Raw genomic sequence first — 18,187 nt, 5'->3', positions numbered from 1 at the left:
CCCTCTACATCACTTTCCTGACAAATAACCCTGGTTAATTGATAAGAAATGATGAGGCGTCACCATGGCAGATTTATACGAAAACCCAATGGGCCTGATGGGCTTTGAGTTCATCGAGTTCGCAGCGCCGACTCCCGGCACGCTGGAGCCGATCTTCGAGATCATGGGCTTCACCAAAGTCGCGACCCACCGTTCCAAGAACGTGCACCTCTATCGTCAGGGCGCGATCAACCTGATCCTCAATAACGAACCCAACAGCGTCGCCTCGTACTTCGCCGCCGAACACGGCCCATCCGTTTGCGGCATGGCGTTTCGCGTCAAGGATTCGCAGAAAGCCTATTCCCGCGCGCTGGAGCTCGGCGCTCAGCCGATCCACATCGAAACCGGTCCGATGGAGCTTAACCTGCCGGCGATCAAAGGCATCGGCGGCGCGCCACTGTATCTGATCGACCGTTTCGGCGAAGGCAGCTCGATCTACGACATCGACTTCGTGTTTATCGAAGGTGTTGATCGCAACCCGGTTGGCGCCGGCCTGAAGATCATCGATCACCTGACCCACAACGTTTATCGCGGTCGCATGGCCTACTGGGCGAACTTCTACGAGAAGCTGTTCAACTTCCGTGAAATCCGTTACTTCGACATCAAAGGCGAGTACACCGGGCTGACTTCGAAAGCCATGACCGCACCGGATGGCATGATCCGCATCCCGCTCAACGAAGAGTCGTCCAAGGGCTCGGGGCAGATCGAAGAGTTCCTGATGCAGTTCAACGGCGAGGGCATCCAGCACGTTGCGTTCCTCACCGACGACCTGATCAAGACCTGGGATCAGCTGAAGAAAATCGGCATGCGCTTCATGACCGCGCCGCCGGATACCTACTACGAAATGCTTGAAGGTCGCCTGCCGAACCACGGCGAGCCGGTCGATCAGCTGCAATCACGCGGCATTCTGCTCGACGGTGCCTCGGAGCAGGGCGACAAGCGCCTGCTGCTGCAAATCTTCTCGGAAACCCTGATGGGGCCGGTGTTCTTCGAATTCATCCAGCGCAAGGGTGACGACGGTTTCGGCGAGGGCAACTTCAAGGCTCTGTTCGAATCGATCGAGCGTGACCAGGTGCGTCGTGGTGTGTTGACCACCGAGTAATCTCAAATGAAAAAATCCCGGCCTGCAGAGATGCAGGGCCGGGATTTTTTTGCTTCATACAAAACCTGTGGGAGCGAGCCTGCTCGCGAATGCGGACTTTCATTCAACAGTCATGTTGACTGGTCTGACGACTTCGCGAGCAGGCTCGCTCCCACATTTGTCTTGTGTTGGATTCAAGAGCGGCGTTGGCGCGTCAAGTGTTTGAAGCCCTCGAACACCAGCACCACAACCGCCAGCCAGATCGGGATGTAAGTCAGCCACTCGCCCGACTTGATGCTTTCCCCCAACAACAACGCCACCGCAAGCAACAACACCGGTTCAACATAGCTCAACAAACCAAACAGACTGAACGGCAGCAAGCGGCTGGCGATGATGTACACCACCAGCGCGGACGCACTGATCAGGCCGAGCAGCGGAATCAGCCACATCAGTCCTGGATATTGATCGAACACGGCCAGGCCCTGTTCGCCGCCCTGCACAAACCAGTAAGCGACCGGCAGCATCAGGGTCATGTCGACCCACAGGCCACCCAGGTTGTCGGTTTTCAGGTATTTGCGCAGTACGAAGTACAGCGGATAACCGACCACGACCACCAGCGTCGCCCAGGAAAAACCACCCACCTGATACAACTCGTTCAACACGCCGAGGCTGGCGAAGAATACGGCGATTTTCTGCAGGTAAGACAAGCTCTCGCCATAGGCAATCCGCCCGGTCAGCACCATCGCCAGTGGCAACAAGAAATAACCCAGCGATACATCCAGGCTGTAGTCATTGAGCGGTGCCCACATGAACAGCCACAGCTGAACCCCGAGCAGCGCGGAAGACACCAGCAGCCCGGCGATCAGCTTCGGCCTGGCTGCGATCAATCGGAACAGCTCCAGCACCCGCCGCCATTCCCCGGAAACCAGCATGAACACGGTCATGCACGGCACGGTCAGAAGCATGCGCCAGCCGAAGATTTCCACGCCGCTCAGCGGCGTCAGCAGCGACGTGTAGTAATACATGACGGCAAACAGCACCGAGGCTGAAACCGATAGAGCGATACCTTTAGACAAACTGTTCTCGCGACGTGATGGTTGAACGGGGCGCGCAGGATACGTGGTTTTTGTGTTGAATATTGAGCGGATGCTCATTATTTCCCACATCCAGGAGCCACAAATCCTGTGGCAGCGAGCCTGCTCGCGAAGCGGCCGGCAGATTCAGCATAGATGTTGCGTCGGCTGGCGCTATGCATGATTGCACCGCTTAAACGCAAAAGATCGCAACCTTCGGCAGTTCCTACAGGGAACGCATTCCACAGTAGCTGCCGAAGGCTGCGATCTTTTGATCTGTGCTTCTGATTAAGCCCGCAACGTCCGCGTCATCCGCAACGCCAGCAGACTCCCGCCAACGATCACCGCCGCCAGCACATACAACGCCGCATCCGTCGAGCCAGTGCTGTCTTTGACCCAACCCACCAGATATGGGCTGAGGAACCCGGCCATCTGCCCCATCGAATTGATCAACGCCAGACCACCAGCCGCCGCGCCCGCGCTCAGCATGGCGGTCGGCACCGGCCAGAACATCGGCAGACCAGTCAGTGCGCCCATGGTCGCGATGGTCAGGCCGAGAATCGCAATCGCCGGATTCGCTGCGAAATTCACTGCGATCACCAGACCGACAGCGCCCATCAGCATCGGCACCACCAAGTGCCAGCGGCGCTCCTTGCGCAAGTCCGCCGAGCGCCCGACGACCAGCATGAACACCGCCGCGAGCAGATACGGAATCGCACTCAGCCAGCCGATCACCAGGTTGTCGCTGAAGCCGAGGTTCTTGATGATCGACGGCAGCCAGAAGTTGATCGCGTACACGCCGCTCTGGATGCAGAAATAGATCAGGCCGAAGGCCCAGATCGCTGGGTTCTTGAACACCGCAAGCAGTGAGTCGGTGGCGGTTTTCGGTTTTTTGGCGAGGTCTTCGGCGTGGTCGGCTTCGAGCACCGAACGTTCGTGGGCGGTCAGCCATTTGGCGTTGGCAAAGCTGTCGCTCAACAGGAAATATGCCAGCGCACCGAGGATCACCGTCGGAATGCCTTGCAGCAGGAACATCCACTGCCAACCGGCCAGGCCACCTTGGCCGGCGGCGAAGTGGTTAAGGATCCAGCCGGAAAACGGGCTGCCGAGCAGCCCGGAGACGGGGATCGCCGACATGAACAACGCCATGATCCGGCCACGGCGGAAGGTCGGGAACCACTGCGAGAGATACAGCACGACGCCCGGGAAGAAACCCGCCTCAGCCGCACCGGTGAAAAAGCGCAGGGTGTAGAACTCGGTCGGGGTGGTGACGAACAACAGGCAGGTCGACAGCGTGCCCCAGGTGATCATCATCAAGGCAATCCAGCGCCGAGGACCGAAGCGGGTCAGTGCGAGGTTGCTCGGCACGCCGCACAGCACGTAACCGATGAAGAAGATGCCGGCGCCGAGGCCATATACGGTTTCGCTGAATTTCAGTGCGTCGAGCATCTGCAATTTGGCGAAGCCGACGTTGACCCGGTCGAGGTAGTTGAACAGGTAGCAGATGAAAATGAAGGGAATCAAACGCAGGGTGATGCGTTTGTAGACGGCGTTTTTACCGTCGTCGATGGTCTGGGTAGCTGCGGCGCTCTGCGACATAGCGGCTCTCTCTTTATTATGATTTTTTGCGATGCAAAGGGTAACGTTGATCGCCCTGAGAGTCTCGGCCACCTTTGGCCGGATTGTCTTTGTGCCTGAGCACAGGGTTTGCCGCCAGACCCTGTGCGGCTGAACAACCGTCCGTGCCTGAAATGAAGGATTGCCGCCGCTATGTTCGAACTCGATCACGACCTTGCCCAGGACATCGTCGACCGGGCCATGGCCATTTTGCCGTACAACGTCAATGTCATGGACAGTCAGGGCCTGATCCTCGGCAGCGGTGAACCGGAGCGCATCAACACCCGGCATGAAGGTGCGCAACTGGTGTTGGCCAACGGGCGCGTGGTGGAAATCGATGCGCAGACGGCGGTGCACCTCAAAGGCGTGCAACCGGGCATCAACCTGCCGCTGTTGCTCGATCAGCGCTTGATCGGCGTGCTTGGCATCACCGGCGAGCCGGAGCAATTGCGCACCTACGCCGAGCTGGTGCGCATGACCGCCGAAATGCTCGTCGGCCAGCGCAACCAGCAGGCCGAGCAGCAATGGCGACGGCAGCGTTGCGATGATCTGCTGGCTTTGCTGCTGAGCGAGGCGGGGGATTCGCCGCGCCTGATCGATGAGGCGCAGCAGCTTGGGCTCAAGCCGCAATTGACCCGGGTGCCGTATCTGTTTGAACTGGGGCTTGAGCACGCCCCGGGGCAAACCGTCGAGGCATTGAGTGCATGGCTGACCTCGCGGTATCCCGACAGTTGGTGCGTGAGTTCGGCGAAGTCTTCGCTGTTGTGGTGTCGCCCGGCGAGCCAGAACGTCGAGCACGATCGCCTGCTGGAAAAACTCGATGGCCTCGGCTGGAAAGTTCTGCGGATCGCCGTCGGCGGGCAGGCGGATGGCCTGGCCGGGTTGCGCCGCTGTTATCGACGGGTCGGCGACTTGCTGGCGTATGGTCGTGACGTGCTGCCGAATTCGAGACTGCTGACGCTCAATCGTTATCGCTTGCCGGTCATGCTGTGGCGGCATCGCAACGATGATGCGCTGGACGAACTGCTCAAGCCGCTGCGCAAGGTCATCGCCAAGGACAGCAACGGCCAGTTGCTGGCAACGCTACGCAGTTGGTGCGAGCACGACGGGCAGAGCCAGGCCTGTGCCGAAGCGCTGGGTATCCATCGCAACAGCCTGCGCTATCGCATGGAACGGATTGCCGAGCTGAGCGGGGTTGATCCGTTGAAGCTGGACGGGATGCTGGCGTTGTACCTGGGGGTGCAGCTGTTGCCGCAGACTGATCCATTGACATGAGTTGTCCTTGCGGCCGCCATCGCTGGCAAGCCAGCTCCCACAGGTCAGAAGGCGTTCATAACTTCCATATTCACCGCAGAACCCTGTCGGAGCTGGCTTGCCAGCGATGAGGGCGGCACGACCAACACATAACTTTTGTGGAAATGAACAATAAACGTCGACGCCACTTGTGCACCCGACCGGCGTCAAGGCGCATGCCGACTGGCAGCATGAATGCCACTGCAACCGGAGAATTCCCATGAAGATCGTCATCGCCCCCGACTCGTTCAAGGACAGCCTGAGTGCCCAAGGCGTTGCCGAAGCCATCGCCCTCGGACTGGCGCAGGTCTGGCCGCAGGCGACGCTGATCAAATGCCCGATGGCCGATGGCGGCGAAGGCACGGTCGAGTCGATTCTTGCAGCCTGCGAAGGTGAGTTACGCCGCACCCGCGTGCGCGGTCCACTGGGCGCGCCGGTCGAAGCCGCATGGGGCTGGCTGCCGCACAACCACACCGCGATCATCGAAATGGCCGAGGCCAGCGGTCTGCAACTGGTCCCGCCGGGACAGCGCGATGCCTGCATCAGCAGCACCTTTGGCACCGGTGAATTGATTCGTGCAGCGCTGGATGCCGGCGCGCAACGAGTGATCCTGGCGATCGGCGGCAGCGCGACCAATGACGGCGGTGCCGGGGCGATGCAGGCATTGGGTTTGAAGTTGCTGGATGCGCAGAATCAGTCGCTGGTACCCGGCGGCCTGGCCTTGGCGCAACTGGCGCGATTGGACCTGAGTGGACTTGATCCACGTCTGGCCGAGGTGCGTTTCGACATCGCCGCCGACGTCAACAATCCGCTCTGCGGCCCCCATGGCGCCTCGGCCATTTTCGGCCCGCAGAAGGGCGCATCGCCCGCGCAGGTTGACCAGCTCGATCAGGCGCTTGGGCACTTCGCCGAGCTTTGCGCGCAAGCATTGGGCAAGGACGTGCGCGATGAACCGGGCAGCGGCGCGGCGGGTGGTCTGGGGTTTGCCGCCAAGGCTTTTCTCGGCGCGCAGTTTCAGGCGGGCGTCGAGGTGGTGGCGGAACTGGTCGGGCTCGCTGACGCGATCAAAGGTGCGGATCTGGTGATTACTGGAGAAGGGCGCTTCGATGCGCAAACCCTGCGCGGCAAAACACCGTTCGGTGTCGCGCGAGTTGCCAAACAATACGCTGTGCCGGTGATCGTGATTGCCGGGACCTTGGGCGAGGGTTATCAGGAACTCTATCAACACGGCATCGACGCCGCGTTTGCTGTTACCAGCGGGCCGATGACTCTGGAACAAGCCTGCGCCGAAGCCCCGCGCCTGCTGCGTGAACGCGCCACCGATATTGCTCGGGTCTGGCAACTCGCCTCAGCCTGAAAAATATTTACCGCCGACCCGAAACCTTCCTCAAGCCTGGCCGATACAACGGTCAGGCGCACACAAAACCACAACTCAGTGCTGCCGGACTGTCGCCCGCTATGGGCCAGTGCTCACGGCATGGACGCTCGCAGTTTCTTTCTTTCGAGAGTCCGACCATGTCCCTGCGTAACCTGAATATCGCGCCCCGTGCTTTCCTCGGTTTTGCCTTTATCGCCTTGCTGGTGATTGTCCTCGGCGTGTTCGCCGTCAGCCGCATGACGGTCATTCGTCAGGCGTCGGTCGACATGGACACCAACCAGTTGCCAAGCGTGACCCACCTCAGTGTGGTCACGGAAAACGTCCTGCGCATGCGCATTCTCTCGTTCCGCGTGCTGGTCAATCGCGAACCGGCCAGCCTGCAAGAGGCAGAAACCCGCGTCGCGGTGCTGGTCGACAAGGTGCGCAAAGCCCAAGCCAGCTACGCTGCGTTGCCGGCAGGCCCTGAAGAACACGCGGTTTTCGAGACATTTTCGACCACGCTCGACAACTATCTGCAAGCGCAGAACCAGATGCTTGAGCTATCGCGCCAGGGCAATCTCGAAGGGCTGCGTGCGTTGATCAACACGCGCATCAAGGAAGGCACCGATCAGATGGGCGAGCAGCTCAACAAGTTGATCGGCATGAATACCGCCGGGGCCAGAGCGGCGGCCACCAAGGCCGGTGAAAACTATGACAGCGCCATCACCGGGATCATCATCGTCGCCGTGATTGCGGCGCTGGCCACCGTGTTGCTCGCCTGGTTGCTGACCCGCAGCATCGTCACGCCGCTCAACCGCGCCGTGCTCGCCGCGCAAACCATTGCCAACGGCGACCTCAGCAAAGCTATTGAAGACGACGGCAAGGATGAACCGGCGCGCCTGCTCGAAGCCTTGGCCGCGATGCAAACCAACCTGCGCAAAACCATCGAGCAGATCGCCGGTTCCGCCACGCAATTGGGCGCCGCTGCCGAAGAACTCAGCGCTGTTACAGAAGAGGCCTCGCGCGGCCTGCAACAACAGAACAACGAAATCGAACAAGCCGCCACTGCCGTCAACGAGATGACCGCTGCGGTGGAAGAGGTGGCGCGCAATGCCGTGTCGACTTCCGAGGCTTCGAATCAGTCGACCCACGCCGCCCGCGAAGGTCGCGATCAGGTGGTGAAAACCGTCGACGCAATCCAGACCATGACTCACGACGTGCAGAACACCGCGCAGATGATCGAAGGCCTCGCCGCGCAGGGTCGTGACATCGGCAAGGTGCTGGACGTGATTCGGGCCATCGCTGAGCAGACCAACTTGCTGGCGCTCAACGCTGCGATTGAAGCCGCGCGTGCCGGCGAGGCTGGCCGTGGTTTTGCCGTGGTGGCTGACGAAGTGCGCGCCTTGGCGCATCGCACCGCGCAGTCGACCCAGGAAATCGAAAAAATGGTTGCCGGCATCCAGAACGGTACCGGAGAAGCGGTTTCGTCGATGCAGCAAAGCAATCAGCGCACCCAGACCACATTGGAAATGGCCCGCGCGGCCGGCGTGGCGCTGGAGCAGATCACGCAATCTATTCACCAGATCAACGAACGCAACCTGGTTATCGCCAGCGCTTCGGAAGAGCAGGCGCAAGTCTCCCGCGAAGTCGATCGCAACCTGGTCAACATCCGCGACCTCGCCACGCAATCGGCCGCCGGCGCCAACCAGACCAGCGCCGCGACCCACGAACTGTCGCGACTGGCGGTGGATTTGAACGCCATGGTGGCGCGTTTCGTGATTTGAGATACGGTGAAGGCTGGAAACCGCGCTAACAGGAGACGTACATGCGCTATTCAGCCTTGACCCAACGAATCGCCGGGGAGGGTGCCGCTGCCTGGCAGATTCACGACCGAGCGCTGGAACTGCGCGCCGAGGGCGTAGATGTTTTGTTGTTAAGCGTCGGCGATCCGGATTTCGATACGCCGTTGCCGATCGTCCATGGCGCGATCGATAGCCTGTTGGCCGGCGACACCCATTACGCCGATGTGCGTGGTCGGTTCGAGCTGCGCAGGCTGATTGCCGAGCGTCATCGTCAGCGCAGTGGTCAGCGTGTTGGTCCTGATCAGGTGATTGTCCTGCCCGGCGCGCAATGCGCGGTGTATTCGGTGGCGCAGTGTCTGCTCGATCCGGGCGATGAAGTGATCGTCGCCGAGCCGATGTACGTCACCTACGAAGGCGTGTTTGGCGCTTGCGGTGCCAAGGTAATTGCGGTGCCGGTGCGCCCGGAGAACGGTTTTCGTGTCGACCCCGCCGATGTCGCCGCGCGCATTACCCCGCGAACTCGCGCCATGCTGCTTAACAGCCCGAACAATCCCAGCGGCGCGAGTCTGCCCTTGCTGATCTGGCAGGAACTGGCAGCGCTGTGCATTCGCCATGACCTGTGGCTGATCAGCGATGAGGTGTACAGCGAGCTGTTATATGAAGGCGAGCACATCAGCCCGGCGAGCCTGCCGGGCATGGCCGAGCGCACCGCGACGATCAACAGTCTGTCGAAATCCCATGCGATGACCGGTTGGCGCATCGGCTGGATGATCGGCCCGAAAGCCTTGGCCGAGCATCTGGTGAATCTGTCGCTGAGCATGCTCTTCGGTCTGCCGGATTTCGTACAGAAGGCCGCACAAGTGGCGCTGCAAAGTGATCTGCCGGAAGTCACGCAGATGCGCGAGGAGTATCGCTTGCGCCGCGATCTGGTCTGCGAACGTTTGTACGGTTGCCCCGGTTTGCAGCCGATCCGCCCGGATGGCGGCATGTTCGTGATGGTCGATGTGCGCCAGACTGGGCTTGGCGCTCAGGCGTTTGCCGAGCGCTTGCTGGAAGGTTATGGCGTGTCTGTGCTGGCCGGCGAAGCGTTCGGGCCGAGCGCGGCGGGGCATATTCGCATCGGTCTGGTGGTGGATCGGGTCAAACTGGCGGATGCCTGCGCGCGGATTGCGTTGTGCGCGGTGCAGCTGTTGCAGGCGCGGAGTGCCTGAGGGTCTTGCATTGCCTGCCCCGGCGCCTTGCTGATCGTTCCCACGCTCCGCGTGGGAATGCCTCTAGGGACGCTCCGCGTTCCAGCTTTCGGAAGGGACGCGGAGCGTCCCGGGCTGCATTCCCACGCTGAGCGTGGGAACGATCAGTTTAGAGGATTCACCAGATTCGCCGGCCGCTGTCCATTCAACGCCGCCAACAGATTCTCCACCGCACACCGCGCCATTGCTTCCCGGGTTTCATGGGTCGCCGAGCCCATGTGCGGCGTCGCCACCACATTGCTCAACTGCAACAACGGCGAGTCATGATTCAACGGCTCGCGCTCGAACACATCCAGCCCCGCCGCGCGAATACGCTTGGTGCGCAACGCCTCGATCATCGCCGCCTCATCGACCACCTTGCCCCGCGAGATATTGATGAAGATGCTCTCCGGCCGCATCAGCGCAAATTGTTCCGCGCCGATCAAACGTTCGGTCTGCGCCGTCAGAGGCAAAGTCAGGCAAATGAAATCGGCCTGCTGGAGCAACTCTTCGAGGCTGCGATATTGCGCAGCGAACCGCTCCTCGACCGCCGGCTTGCGCGACTGGCTGTGGTAGATCACCGGCATGCCGAAACCGAAATGCCCGCGCTGGGCCAGGGCCTCGCCGATGCGGCCCATGCCGATGATGCCCAGCGTCTTGCCATGCACATCGGTGCCGAAATGCGCCGGGCCGATATTGCGGCTCCACTGCCCGCCACGGACCATGTTCGCCAGTTCGACCACCCGCCGGGCAGCGGCGAGGATCAGGGCAAATCCGGTGTCGGCGGTGGTTTCGGTGAGCACGTCGGGGGTGTTGGTCAGCAGAACCTTGCGCCGATTCAGATACTCGATGTCGTAGTTGTCGACACCCACCGAGACGCTGGCAATCGCCTCCAGCTGCGGCGCCAGATCCAGCAACGCCGCATCCAGTTTCAGGCTGGCGCCGAGCAAACCTTGGGCGCGGGGCAGGGCATCGCGCAACTGCATGAGGCCATCGGCGTCGAGGCTTTCGATCAGTGTTACGTCAAACTGCTCTTGCAGGCGCGCCATCAGCGCGGGCGAAAGTTTCTTGTACAGCAAGACCTGTTTTTTCATGGCAAAAAATCCTTTCAGGAATGCGCCGGCACACGCGGCGTGGCGGCGGCTTTGGCGACGACGCGATCACTGGCGCCGGGCTTGAGGAAAATCGTCAGCACCACCGACAACAGCAACGCGCCGCTCATCAACAGGTAGGAGGCGCCGGGCGAGCCGGTGGAGCTGTTCAGGTAGCCGACCAGATACGAACCGCCGAACGAGCCGAGCGCGCCCATGCTGTTGATCAGCGCCATGGCGCCACCGGCAACGTTGGCCGGCAGGATCTCCGGAACGATGGCGAAAAACGGCCCATACGGCGCGTACATGCAGGCGCCGGCAATCACCAGCAGCGTGTACGACCACCAGAAATGTTCGGCGCCCAAGGCATACGAGCCATAAAACGCGATCGAGGCGATCAGCAGCGGCGGCCAGACGAAGCGTTTGCGCTTCTGCAACTTGTCCGAACCCCACGACACCGCAAGCATGCCGATGACCGCCGCCAGATACGGCAGCGCCGACAGCCAGCCAGCCTCGATCATGTCCATTTGCGCGCCTGCCTTGAGGATCGATGGCAGCCACAAAACGAATCCGTAGACGCCGATGCTCCAGCAGAAAAACTGCAGCGCCAGAATGATCACCTTCGGCGAACGGAACGCCTCGGCGTAGTTCTTCACAGCTTTGATTCCGACCTGCTCTGCGGCGAGGGCGCTTTCCAGATCGTGTTTTTCCTGCTCATTGAGCCACTTCGCCTGGGCCGGACGATCATCGGCCAGACGCCACCAGATAAACGCCCACAACACTGCGGGCAGACCTTCGATGATGAACATCCAGCGCCAGCTGAAATGCTGTACCAGATAACCCGAGACTACCGACATCCACAGCATCGTCACTGGGTTGCCGAGGATCAGAAAAGTGTTGGCCCGCGAGCGTTCGGCACGGGTGAACCAGTGGCAGAGATAGACCAGCATCGCCGGCATCACCGCAGCTTCGACCACGCCGAGCATGAAGCGAATGACGATCAGCCAATAGGCGTTGGACACCACGCCCGTCAGCGTGGCGAGCCCGCCCCAGAGAATCAGGCTGACGAAAATCAGCTTTTTCACGCTGTGTTTCTGCGCGTAGATCGCGCCCGGTACCTGGAAGAAAAAGTACCCAAGAAAGAACAGCGCGCCGAGCAGCGAGGACAGGCCCGGCGTGATCATCAGGTCTTCGGCCATGCCCGACGCGGCGGCGAAGCCGTAGTTGGCGCGATCGAGATAGGCCAGGCTGTAAGTGATGAACACGATCGGCATGATGTACCACCAGCGACGGGTGGCGAGGGTAGCGGTTTTCATCGGTGTGACTCCTGAGCTTGTTGTTTTTGTCGCAGCAGGTTCATTGATTTGCGGTGATCAGGCAGGCCTCTTCGCGAGCAGGCTCGCTCCCACAGGCGATTGCATTCCAAATGTGGGAGCGAGCCTGCTCGCGAAGGCGGATTCAAATTCAACCGATAACTCTTGGCGGGTCGGCAACCCCTCCATGTCGCCACGACTCTGCACCGCGCGACTGCCAATCCAGTTCGCCCGCTGCACCGCCTCGGCAAAACTCTGGTGCTCGAGCAGGGCGCTGATCATCCCCACCGCAAAGCCATCACCGGCGCCCACGGTATCGACCACGCTGCTCACCGGCACGCCAGCGACAAAACCCTGATCGAGGTGCGTGCGGTAATAAGCGCCTTCAGGCCCAAGCTTGATCGCCACCGCTTCGGCACCCTGATCCAGATAAAACGCGGCGATGTCCGCCGGATCATCAAAACCAGTCAGCAAGCGACCTTCGCTTAACCCCGGCAGCACCCAGTGGGCGAGGGCGGCGAGGCGGTTGATCTCGCGGATCATCTCGCCCTCGCTGGCCCACAGGCTCGGGCGCAGATTCGGGTCGAACGACACGCTGCGCCCGGCGTTGCGCATGCGCGTCATCAGTTCGAAGGACATTTCCCGGGTCGAGGCAGACAGCGCCGGTGGAATACCCGTGGCATGCAGATGACGGGCATTGAGCAGCGACGGCTCGATCGATTGCGTCGACAAATGACTGGCCGCCGAACCACGGCGGAAATATTCGACCTGCGGGTCGCTGCCATCGTCATTGCGTGATTTGAACTGGAAGCCGGTCGGGTAGCTTTTATCGACTTCGACGTGGCTGCAATCCAGACCTTCGTTGATCAACGTATCGACCACAAAGCGCCCGAGCGAATCGTTACCGACCCGGCTCAGCCACGCGACGTTGAAACCCAGCCGCGACAAGCCGATCGCGACGTTGCTGTCCGCTCCGGCAATACGTTTGTGAAACTGCTCGACCTTAGCCAAGTCGCCGGTCTGCTCGGCGACCAGCATCGCCATGGTTTCACCGAAGGAAAGAATATCGATCTCAGACATGGGCTGGCTCCAGGCGCGATTGACCGAGGCGGGCGAGGGCGGCGACGTGTTCGCGGGTCAGTTGCACCAGGTCATCGCCTTGCAGCGGGTATTCGGCGGCGCGCATAACGCCTTGGTCCATGTGCCGCAGCAGTTGTTCCCACAGATGCAGGTCGCTGACGGCCGGCGGCACCGCAACCAGTTTGCCGTCGGCGCGGCGCGCCACGGCTTTGCAATGCACATAACCGACGTGACGGCCGAGCGCGCGTGCGGCGCTGGCGGCAGACTGGTCCTGCCAGTGCCAGTTGCCGATGTCGAAGGTCATCTTGATCGGCAGGTTGTGCTGCTCGACGGTGGCGAAGAAGCGCTGGAACGGCTCGATGCGCCCGCCGTGCAGGGTTTGGTCGTTTTCCACCAGCAACTGAACCGGGCTTTGTTTGAGTCGCTCGGCCAGTGCCTGCAAGTCAGAGTTGTCAGTGAAATAGCCAAGCGAAACTTTCAACCATTTCGAACCGAACGCCTGGGCCTGTTGCAGCGCGGTAATCAACTCGGGATTCGGTTGCGCTTGCCCGGCCAGCCACAGTTCTGCGGGCGAGGAATAAATGCTTTGCAAGCCCTGCGCTTGGGTAGCCTGAGCCAGTTGTGAAGGGTCTTCGCGGGTCAGCAGTTCTTCGCGCCACTCGATGCGATTGGCGCCGGCTGCCGCGAGTACCTCGATAAAAGAATCCTGGCCTCGCTGGCGCACAAGCTCTGCACCGTAGCTGGACAGACTGATGGAAACGGCTGGTTTATTCATTGTTATTGACCTCTGAAACCGGTTTCATTTTTGTTCAAAAAAATATCAGTTGGTTCTGCGGTGTTCTTCTGGGCCCCTTCGCGAACAGGCTCGCTCCCACAGGTGACCGCATTCCAACTGTGGGAGCGAGCCTGCTCGCGAAAGCGCCCGATCAGTCACTGCCAATCCCCAGGGTCGAACCCCGCTCAATCAGCACCGGCGCAAAATCCATCACCCGCGCCCCCTCATCATCCCCACGCAAGCGCTTGAGCAAACACTCGAACGCCCGCGCGCCTATCTCTTGCGTCGGCTGCGCCAACGCAGTAATCCCACTGCCCACCAACGGATACCAATCCAGATCATCCAGGGCAATCAACCCGACATCCTCGAACAAGCGCACACCGAGTGCGCGCAACGCATGAGTCGCCGCCAGCGCCGCCACGCCATTGGCGCAAAACAGCGCTTTCGGGCCATCACCGGGTGTGTTTAAAAAGGTTTGAAGTTGCGCGTTCAGATCATCACCGGTTTCCAGCATCGCCCCAGTCAGGGTCGAGCGCTGAGCAATCTGCGCCTGAAAACTGCTGACCCGCTCGATCCGCGAGCTGGTTCCGTCATACGGTTCAGTGACCAGCAAAAGATCGCGATATCCGCGTTGCTCAAGGTGCGTAACCGCCATCTCTACCGCTTGCGAGTTGTTCAACCCGACCATATCGCTGTCGAGCCCGTCGACCTTTCGATCGACCAGCACTAGCGGCATCTCGCGGCGCAGTTCATGCAATTCGTCACGGTGATGGCCCAGGGTATTCACGATCAGCCCTTCGATGTTGTACGAGCGCAACAGCGCCAGATGCTGGCGCTCCTGCTCATCATCGCGGTCGGTGTTGCACACCACCAGGCTGTAGCCGTGCGCACGGCAAGCGGTTTCCACCCCGTGCATCACGGCAATCGAATAAGGGTTACGGATATCGGCGACCAGCATGCCGATCAGGCGAGTGCGCCCGCGTTTCAGACCGCGAGCCATCTGGTTGGGGCGGTAGCCGAGTTCGGCGATGGCTTGTTCGATGCGCAAGGCAATTGCTTCGGAGAGCAGGGGACGGTCATCGCCAATGAAGCGCGACACGCTTGCCTTGGACACGCCCGCCCGCTCGGCGACATCGAGCATGGTCACGCGGCTGCGCTGGGCGGCGGAAAAGTCGTTCACGGGCGTATAGACCTTATTTTTATATCGCGGGGACAGCTCTGAAACCGGTTTCAGTGTTCTCCGAAAAACGAAATATCGTCAAGTGCTCTGATATTCGCCTGCAGTGATCCATCCGATTAATCCGACAGACGGTCATTTGACCTGTCAGATATGACAGTAGGCAAAAGGGAGAATCCGGCGCCTAATCGGGCCAACACAGACTTGATTGTCGTGCACACAGCAGATTATCGCAGAGAGTAGATAACATGGAGCAGAGTAATCAGCTCACCGCGGAGCCTTTTACATTAGATGGCATTAGTTCATCAGACCCGGACGGCCACGTGCCGCCAGATATTTTGATTAACGGTACAAAAGGGAGAATACCGCGCTGGGCAAATTTTCCACAAAAACCGCTTCCAGGAGAAGATGAAGACTACACGGAGCTTTATGTTTGTTGGGAGCAAAGCTCGAAAACAACGGAAATTTTCAACGACAGATATACCTACATCAACGATAAGCCAGAGTTCGAATTCGATCTCACAGCAGAGCATATGATAGAAGACGGTGTTGCCGAAATTTATTATGTGCTTGTGGGAAGGAATGGTAACCCTGATGAATCGCCCACGCGTAAGCTGACAATCGTCCACGCTCTCACCCCCACGCTTCGGCCGCCAGCATTTCCGAATGCAGATCTTTATGGCTATATCAATTGCGACACTGATCCTTGGGTTGGCGAGAAAATACGAGTCCAGATAGTGCCTGAGGCTGCGAATATATTTCAGGACGAGGATGTATGTGTACTCCTCTGGCAGGGGTTTGCGACATTGAATGGATCTCTCCCTGTACTCACTCCGCAACATACGTTCAGGGAAATAATTGATGGTGATAAACCTGTTAAAGGGTTTGTTATAGATATTCCGTTTGATCCTTTTATAAGGCCTATGTTTGACAAGCATTCTGCCATCGCCCGATACACGATCCTCCGTCGGGGGGTGCCGATTTATGCATCACATCCCGGTCTGGTGAAAATAGACCGCATTGAACCAGGCTGCCCAGTGCCCTGTGGCGGCGGTCCTTTGAAGTAAATGTTGTAACACAGTCGCAATCAAAGCGGTCTGGCCTCTACATCATGCATGTCGGCGGCAGGAAGTTGCTTGTGTGCGGCTTAGGTTTTTAATTAATACGAGGAAATGAACGTGAATACTTCAAGCTTTAACGGTAAGCCGCAATCTGCTGTTGCTCTTGGTAAAAGTAGTCGTCTTGCGCTGCGTACTTCCAACGTTAACGTAGGGGTACGCTTGGCTGATCCCGAATTTGTTGGCTTGCTACCCGGTAGGCTGTTGCCGAAAACCATCATTGATTCAGGTACAGCGCAGGTAAGATTCCTTACGTCAACAATCCTGACGCCCGAAGATAACGATTTATATGAGTTGTACCAGCGAAAAGGCCCTGGCGGGACTGAGACCATGATTGCGGATGACGATTTGGGGCTCGTCGCCGGCCGCCAGACGGAAGTGCTTATCAGCGTGCCGACCGCGGCGCTGCTGGATGATGATGTGAATAAATTGTCAACAACATGGGAGTTTCTGTTAAGCGTACTTAACGGGAAGAACGGCAATCGGGATGACTCGAATTGGTTCACTGTAGAAATCGATAGAAATCCACCAGAAGTGGACAAGGGCTCGGGTACGAAATTTCAGCCGGAAAGAGCTGTTTACCTGAATTTGCCCAATAAAACTGTCGACGACGCATGGCTGGCAAATAATGAGTTTTTACAAATAAGCATCAATCGGAGCTACGAGTTTTATAATGCAAGCGACACGATTCATGTGTACTCGGGCCCTACATATGGAACTGGAAAGTTGCTCCATACTCAGCGATTAACAGCGGATACAGTTGAAGTGCCAAGTGCTGAATTGCCAAAAACAAATTCGCGGGAATATCTCTGGTACACATTGACGGACGCGACGGGCAACATCAGCGAACTAGCGGTTGCCAATGATTATCAAATTTCTCGAGAGCCACTTCCAATCTTTCACGATTGTGAGTTTCCGCAGGGTATCTCTCCGGATCCAATCGACCTCAACGATCTGCAGGGTACGGTGTATTTGAATGTCAAGCGCCCCGACAATGCGCAAGACACCGACCGCATCGCTGCAGCTGTCACCAATGGAACGCTTTCAGTTGGTTTGGGGATTCGCGTCTTGGGGGCCGCCACTGTGTTGCAGTTCCCTATCACAACCAGCAGATTACTGGCGCTTTGGGATAACGCGACCGCGGCAGTGACGATTAATGGATCTTATAAATTTTTTCGTGGAACTGATCCGGAAGTTGCTCCGCCAGGTACCGCCTCCGAAATCAATTTGCTTGCCCCCGGCCCAAGTAACCCAGGCTTTCCCGACATCAAAAACCCTAACATGGTTGAAGTTACAGTGGTGGGCGCGTCGGGAACCAAGAACCACATCACCGCTTCCGACCGTTTGGCGGATATCACATTCAGCACACCGATGATAAAAACCGGAGACACGTGGGTACCTGTAGCAGGTGACATTGCCAGGTTTTTGATAAACGGCGAAGAAATTGCTGACTTTGCGCTCACTGCGGGTGATACGGACCCATTGACCCATACGATGAAGCCAGATGAATTTGATGCAATAATTGGGGCGCCAGGTCAAAAACAGGCATGTTGGACGATCGAAAATAGCGCCACCAGTCCGGCCGTCACAGAGTCACTTAATACTGCAGTCCAAGTGGATCTCGCCAAGGTCGACTTAGTAGCGCCAACAGTCAGGCTTTTCAATGGATACGTATCATGCGCATATCTTACCCGGCCTGATCGAGAGTTGCCGGTGACCGTGACAATAGATGCAGTGAATATGCCGAAAGACACCGTTGTTACAGTTTACTCCGAAGGCTATGAAGATCCGCTTGGGACCAAGAAAATCCTAGGTACAGAATTTAGTGACACTTACACCGTACTTGGAACCGAAAACCCGGCGGAGTTCGTTCTTAACGTCAAGCCGTATTTAACTAAACTTAAGCCCATTCAACCACCATTCAGTTCCGGATTGCCAAATGGCTATATCAAGGTTTGGTATTCGATACTTATCTCGGGTGCTCCGAATCCTTCTGAAGAGTTTTTTAATGAGGTGTCGCTACTAAATTCAAGCAACAATTATTGTGAAGGTACTCCGACAATTTAGGCTTGTCAGATTACTGCCGAGACAGATCGTTGTCTCGGCGGTTGGCAACGATTGGAAAAACACAATTTAGCAATA

The 18,187-nt window shown here is 58.6% G+C and carries 14 protein-coding genes; 7 read left to right on the top strand and 7 right to left on the bottom strand.

The window, feature by feature from the left end:
• Nucleotides 1-64 precede the first annotated feature (64 nt).
• Complete coding sequence (hppD, locus tag HU724_RS15885; protein ID WP_186569113.1) at nucleotides 65-1,141, top strand: 4-hydroxyphenylpyruvate dioxygenase; 1,077 nt, start codon at nucleotides 65-67, stop codon at nucleotides 1,139-1,141.
• Nucleotides 1,142-1,314: 173 nt separating this feature from the next.
• On the opposite strand, the gene rarD is transcribed toward hppD, so the two are convergent.
• Both rarD and HU724_RS15875 read right to left on the bottom strand, forming a co-directional pair.
• Nucleotides 1,315-2,196: an EamA family transporter RarD gene (rarD, locus tag HU724_RS15880; protein ID WP_122506800.1), complete on the bottom strand. Its 882-nt coding sequence runs from the start codon at nucleotides 2,194-2,196 to the stop codon at nucleotides 1,315-1,317.
• Nucleotides 2,197-2,481: 285 nt separating this feature from the next.
• On the bottom strand, nucleotides 2,482-3,792 hold the full coding sequence (locus HU724_RS15875; protein WP_186569112.1) for an MFS transporter: 1,311 nt from the start codon (nucleotides 3,790-3,792) through the stop codon (nucleotides 2,482-2,484).
• A gap of 171 nt (nucleotides 3,793-3,963) precedes the next feature.
• Between HU724_RS15875 and HU724_RS15870 the strand changes: the two genes are divergently transcribed.
• From HU724_RS15870 to HU724_RS15855, 4 genes are all read left to right on the top strand, one after another.
• Entirely contained in the window at nucleotides 3,964-5,085 is a 1,122-nt protein-coding gene (locus HU724_RS15870; RefSeq protein WP_186569111.1) for a sugar diacid recognition domain-containing protein, read from the top strand.
• A 238-nt stretch (nucleotides 5,086-5,323) separates the two neighbouring features.
• Nucleotides 5,324-6,460 carry a glycerate kinase gene (locus tag HU724_RS15865; protein WP_186569110.1) on the top strand — a complete coding sequence of 379 codons (1,137 nt, stop codon included), beginning with the start codon at nucleotides 5,324-5,326 and terminating at the stop codon, nucleotides 6,458-6,460.
• Nucleotides 6,461-6,618: 158 nt separating this feature from the next.
• A complete protein-coding gene (locus HU724_RS15860) occupies nucleotides 6,619-8,244 on the top strand; it encodes a methyl-accepting chemotaxis protein (RefSeq protein ID WP_186569109.1) in 1,626 nt (541 codons plus the stop codon).
• 41 nt (nucleotides 8,245-8,285) lie between these two features.
• Nucleotides 8,286-9,473, top strand: coding sequence for a pyridoxal phosphate-dependent aminotransferase (locus tag HU724_RS15855; RefSeq protein WP_186569108.1), 1,188 nt, complete (start codon nucleotides 8,286-8,288; stop codon nucleotides 9,471-9,473).
• Between the two features lie 143 nt (nucleotides 9,474-9,616).
• On the opposite strand, the gene HU724_RS15850 is transcribed toward HU724_RS15855, so the two are convergent.
• The 5 genes from HU724_RS15850 to HU724_RS15830 all read right to left on the bottom strand — a co-directional run bounded on the left by HU724_RS15850 (nucleotide 9,617) and on the right by HU724_RS15830 (nucleotide 14,930).
• Nucleotides 9,617-10,585: a 2-hydroxyacid dehydrogenase gene (locus tag HU724_RS15850; protein WP_186569107.1), complete on the bottom strand. Its 969-nt coding sequence runs from the start codon at nucleotides 10,583-10,585 to the stop codon at nucleotides 9,617-9,619.
• A gap of 14 nt (nucleotides 10,586-10,599) precedes the next feature.
• A complete protein-coding gene (locus HU724_RS15845; RefSeq protein WP_186569106.1) occupies nucleotides 10,600-11,898 on the bottom strand; it encodes an MFS transporter in 1,299 nt (432 codons plus the stop codon).
• A gap of 57 nt (nucleotides 11,899-11,955) precedes the next feature.
• A complete protein-coding gene (locus tag HU724_RS15840) occupies nucleotides 11,956-12,975 on the bottom strand; it encodes a sugar kinase (RefSeq protein ID WP_186569105.1) in 1,020 nt (339 codons plus the stop codon).
• Nucleotides 12,968-13,750 carry a sugar phosphate isomerase/epimerase family protein gene (locus HU724_RS15835; protein ID WP_186569104.1) on the bottom strand — a complete coding sequence of 261 codons (783 nt, stop codon included), beginning with the start codon at nucleotides 13,748-13,750 and terminating at the stop codon, nucleotides 12,968-12,970. The genes HU724_RS15840 and HU724_RS15835 overlap by 8 nt, the downstream gene beginning before the upstream one ends.
• 151 nt (nucleotides 13,751-13,901) lie before the next feature.
• Nucleotides 13,902-14,930: a LacI family DNA-binding transcriptional regulator gene (locus HU724_RS15830; protein WP_186569103.1), complete on the bottom strand. Its 1,029-nt coding sequence runs from the start codon at nucleotides 14,928-14,930 to the stop codon at nucleotides 13,902-13,904.
• 245 nt (nucleotides 14,931-15,175) lie between these two features.
• Here HU724_RS15830 and HU724_RS15825 point away from each other — a divergent pair, with 245 nt between their 5' ends.
• Nucleotides 15,176-15,994 carry a hypothetical protein gene (locus HU724_RS15825; protein ID WP_186569102.1) on the top strand — a complete coding sequence of 273 codons (819 nt, stop codon included), beginning with the start codon at nucleotides 15,176-15,178 and terminating at the stop codon, nucleotides 15,992-15,994.
• Between the two features lie 111 nt (nucleotides 15,995-16,105).
• Nucleotides 16,106-18,112 carry a hypothetical protein gene (locus tag HU724_RS15820; RefSeq protein WP_186569101.1) on the top strand — a complete coding sequence of 669 codons (2,007 nt, stop codon included), beginning with the start codon at nucleotides 16,106-16,108 and terminating at the stop codon, nucleotides 18,110-18,112.
• Nucleotides 18,113-18,187 lie beyond the last annotated feature (75 nt).

Source organism: Pseudomonas iranensis, assembly GCF_014268585.2.
Taxonomy (GTDB): domain Bacteria; phylum Pseudomonadota; class Gammaproteobacteria; order Pseudomonadales; family Pseudomonadaceae; genus Aquipseudomonas; species Aquipseudomonas iranensis.
This window is presented reverse-complemented; position numbering and strand designations above follow the sequence as displayed.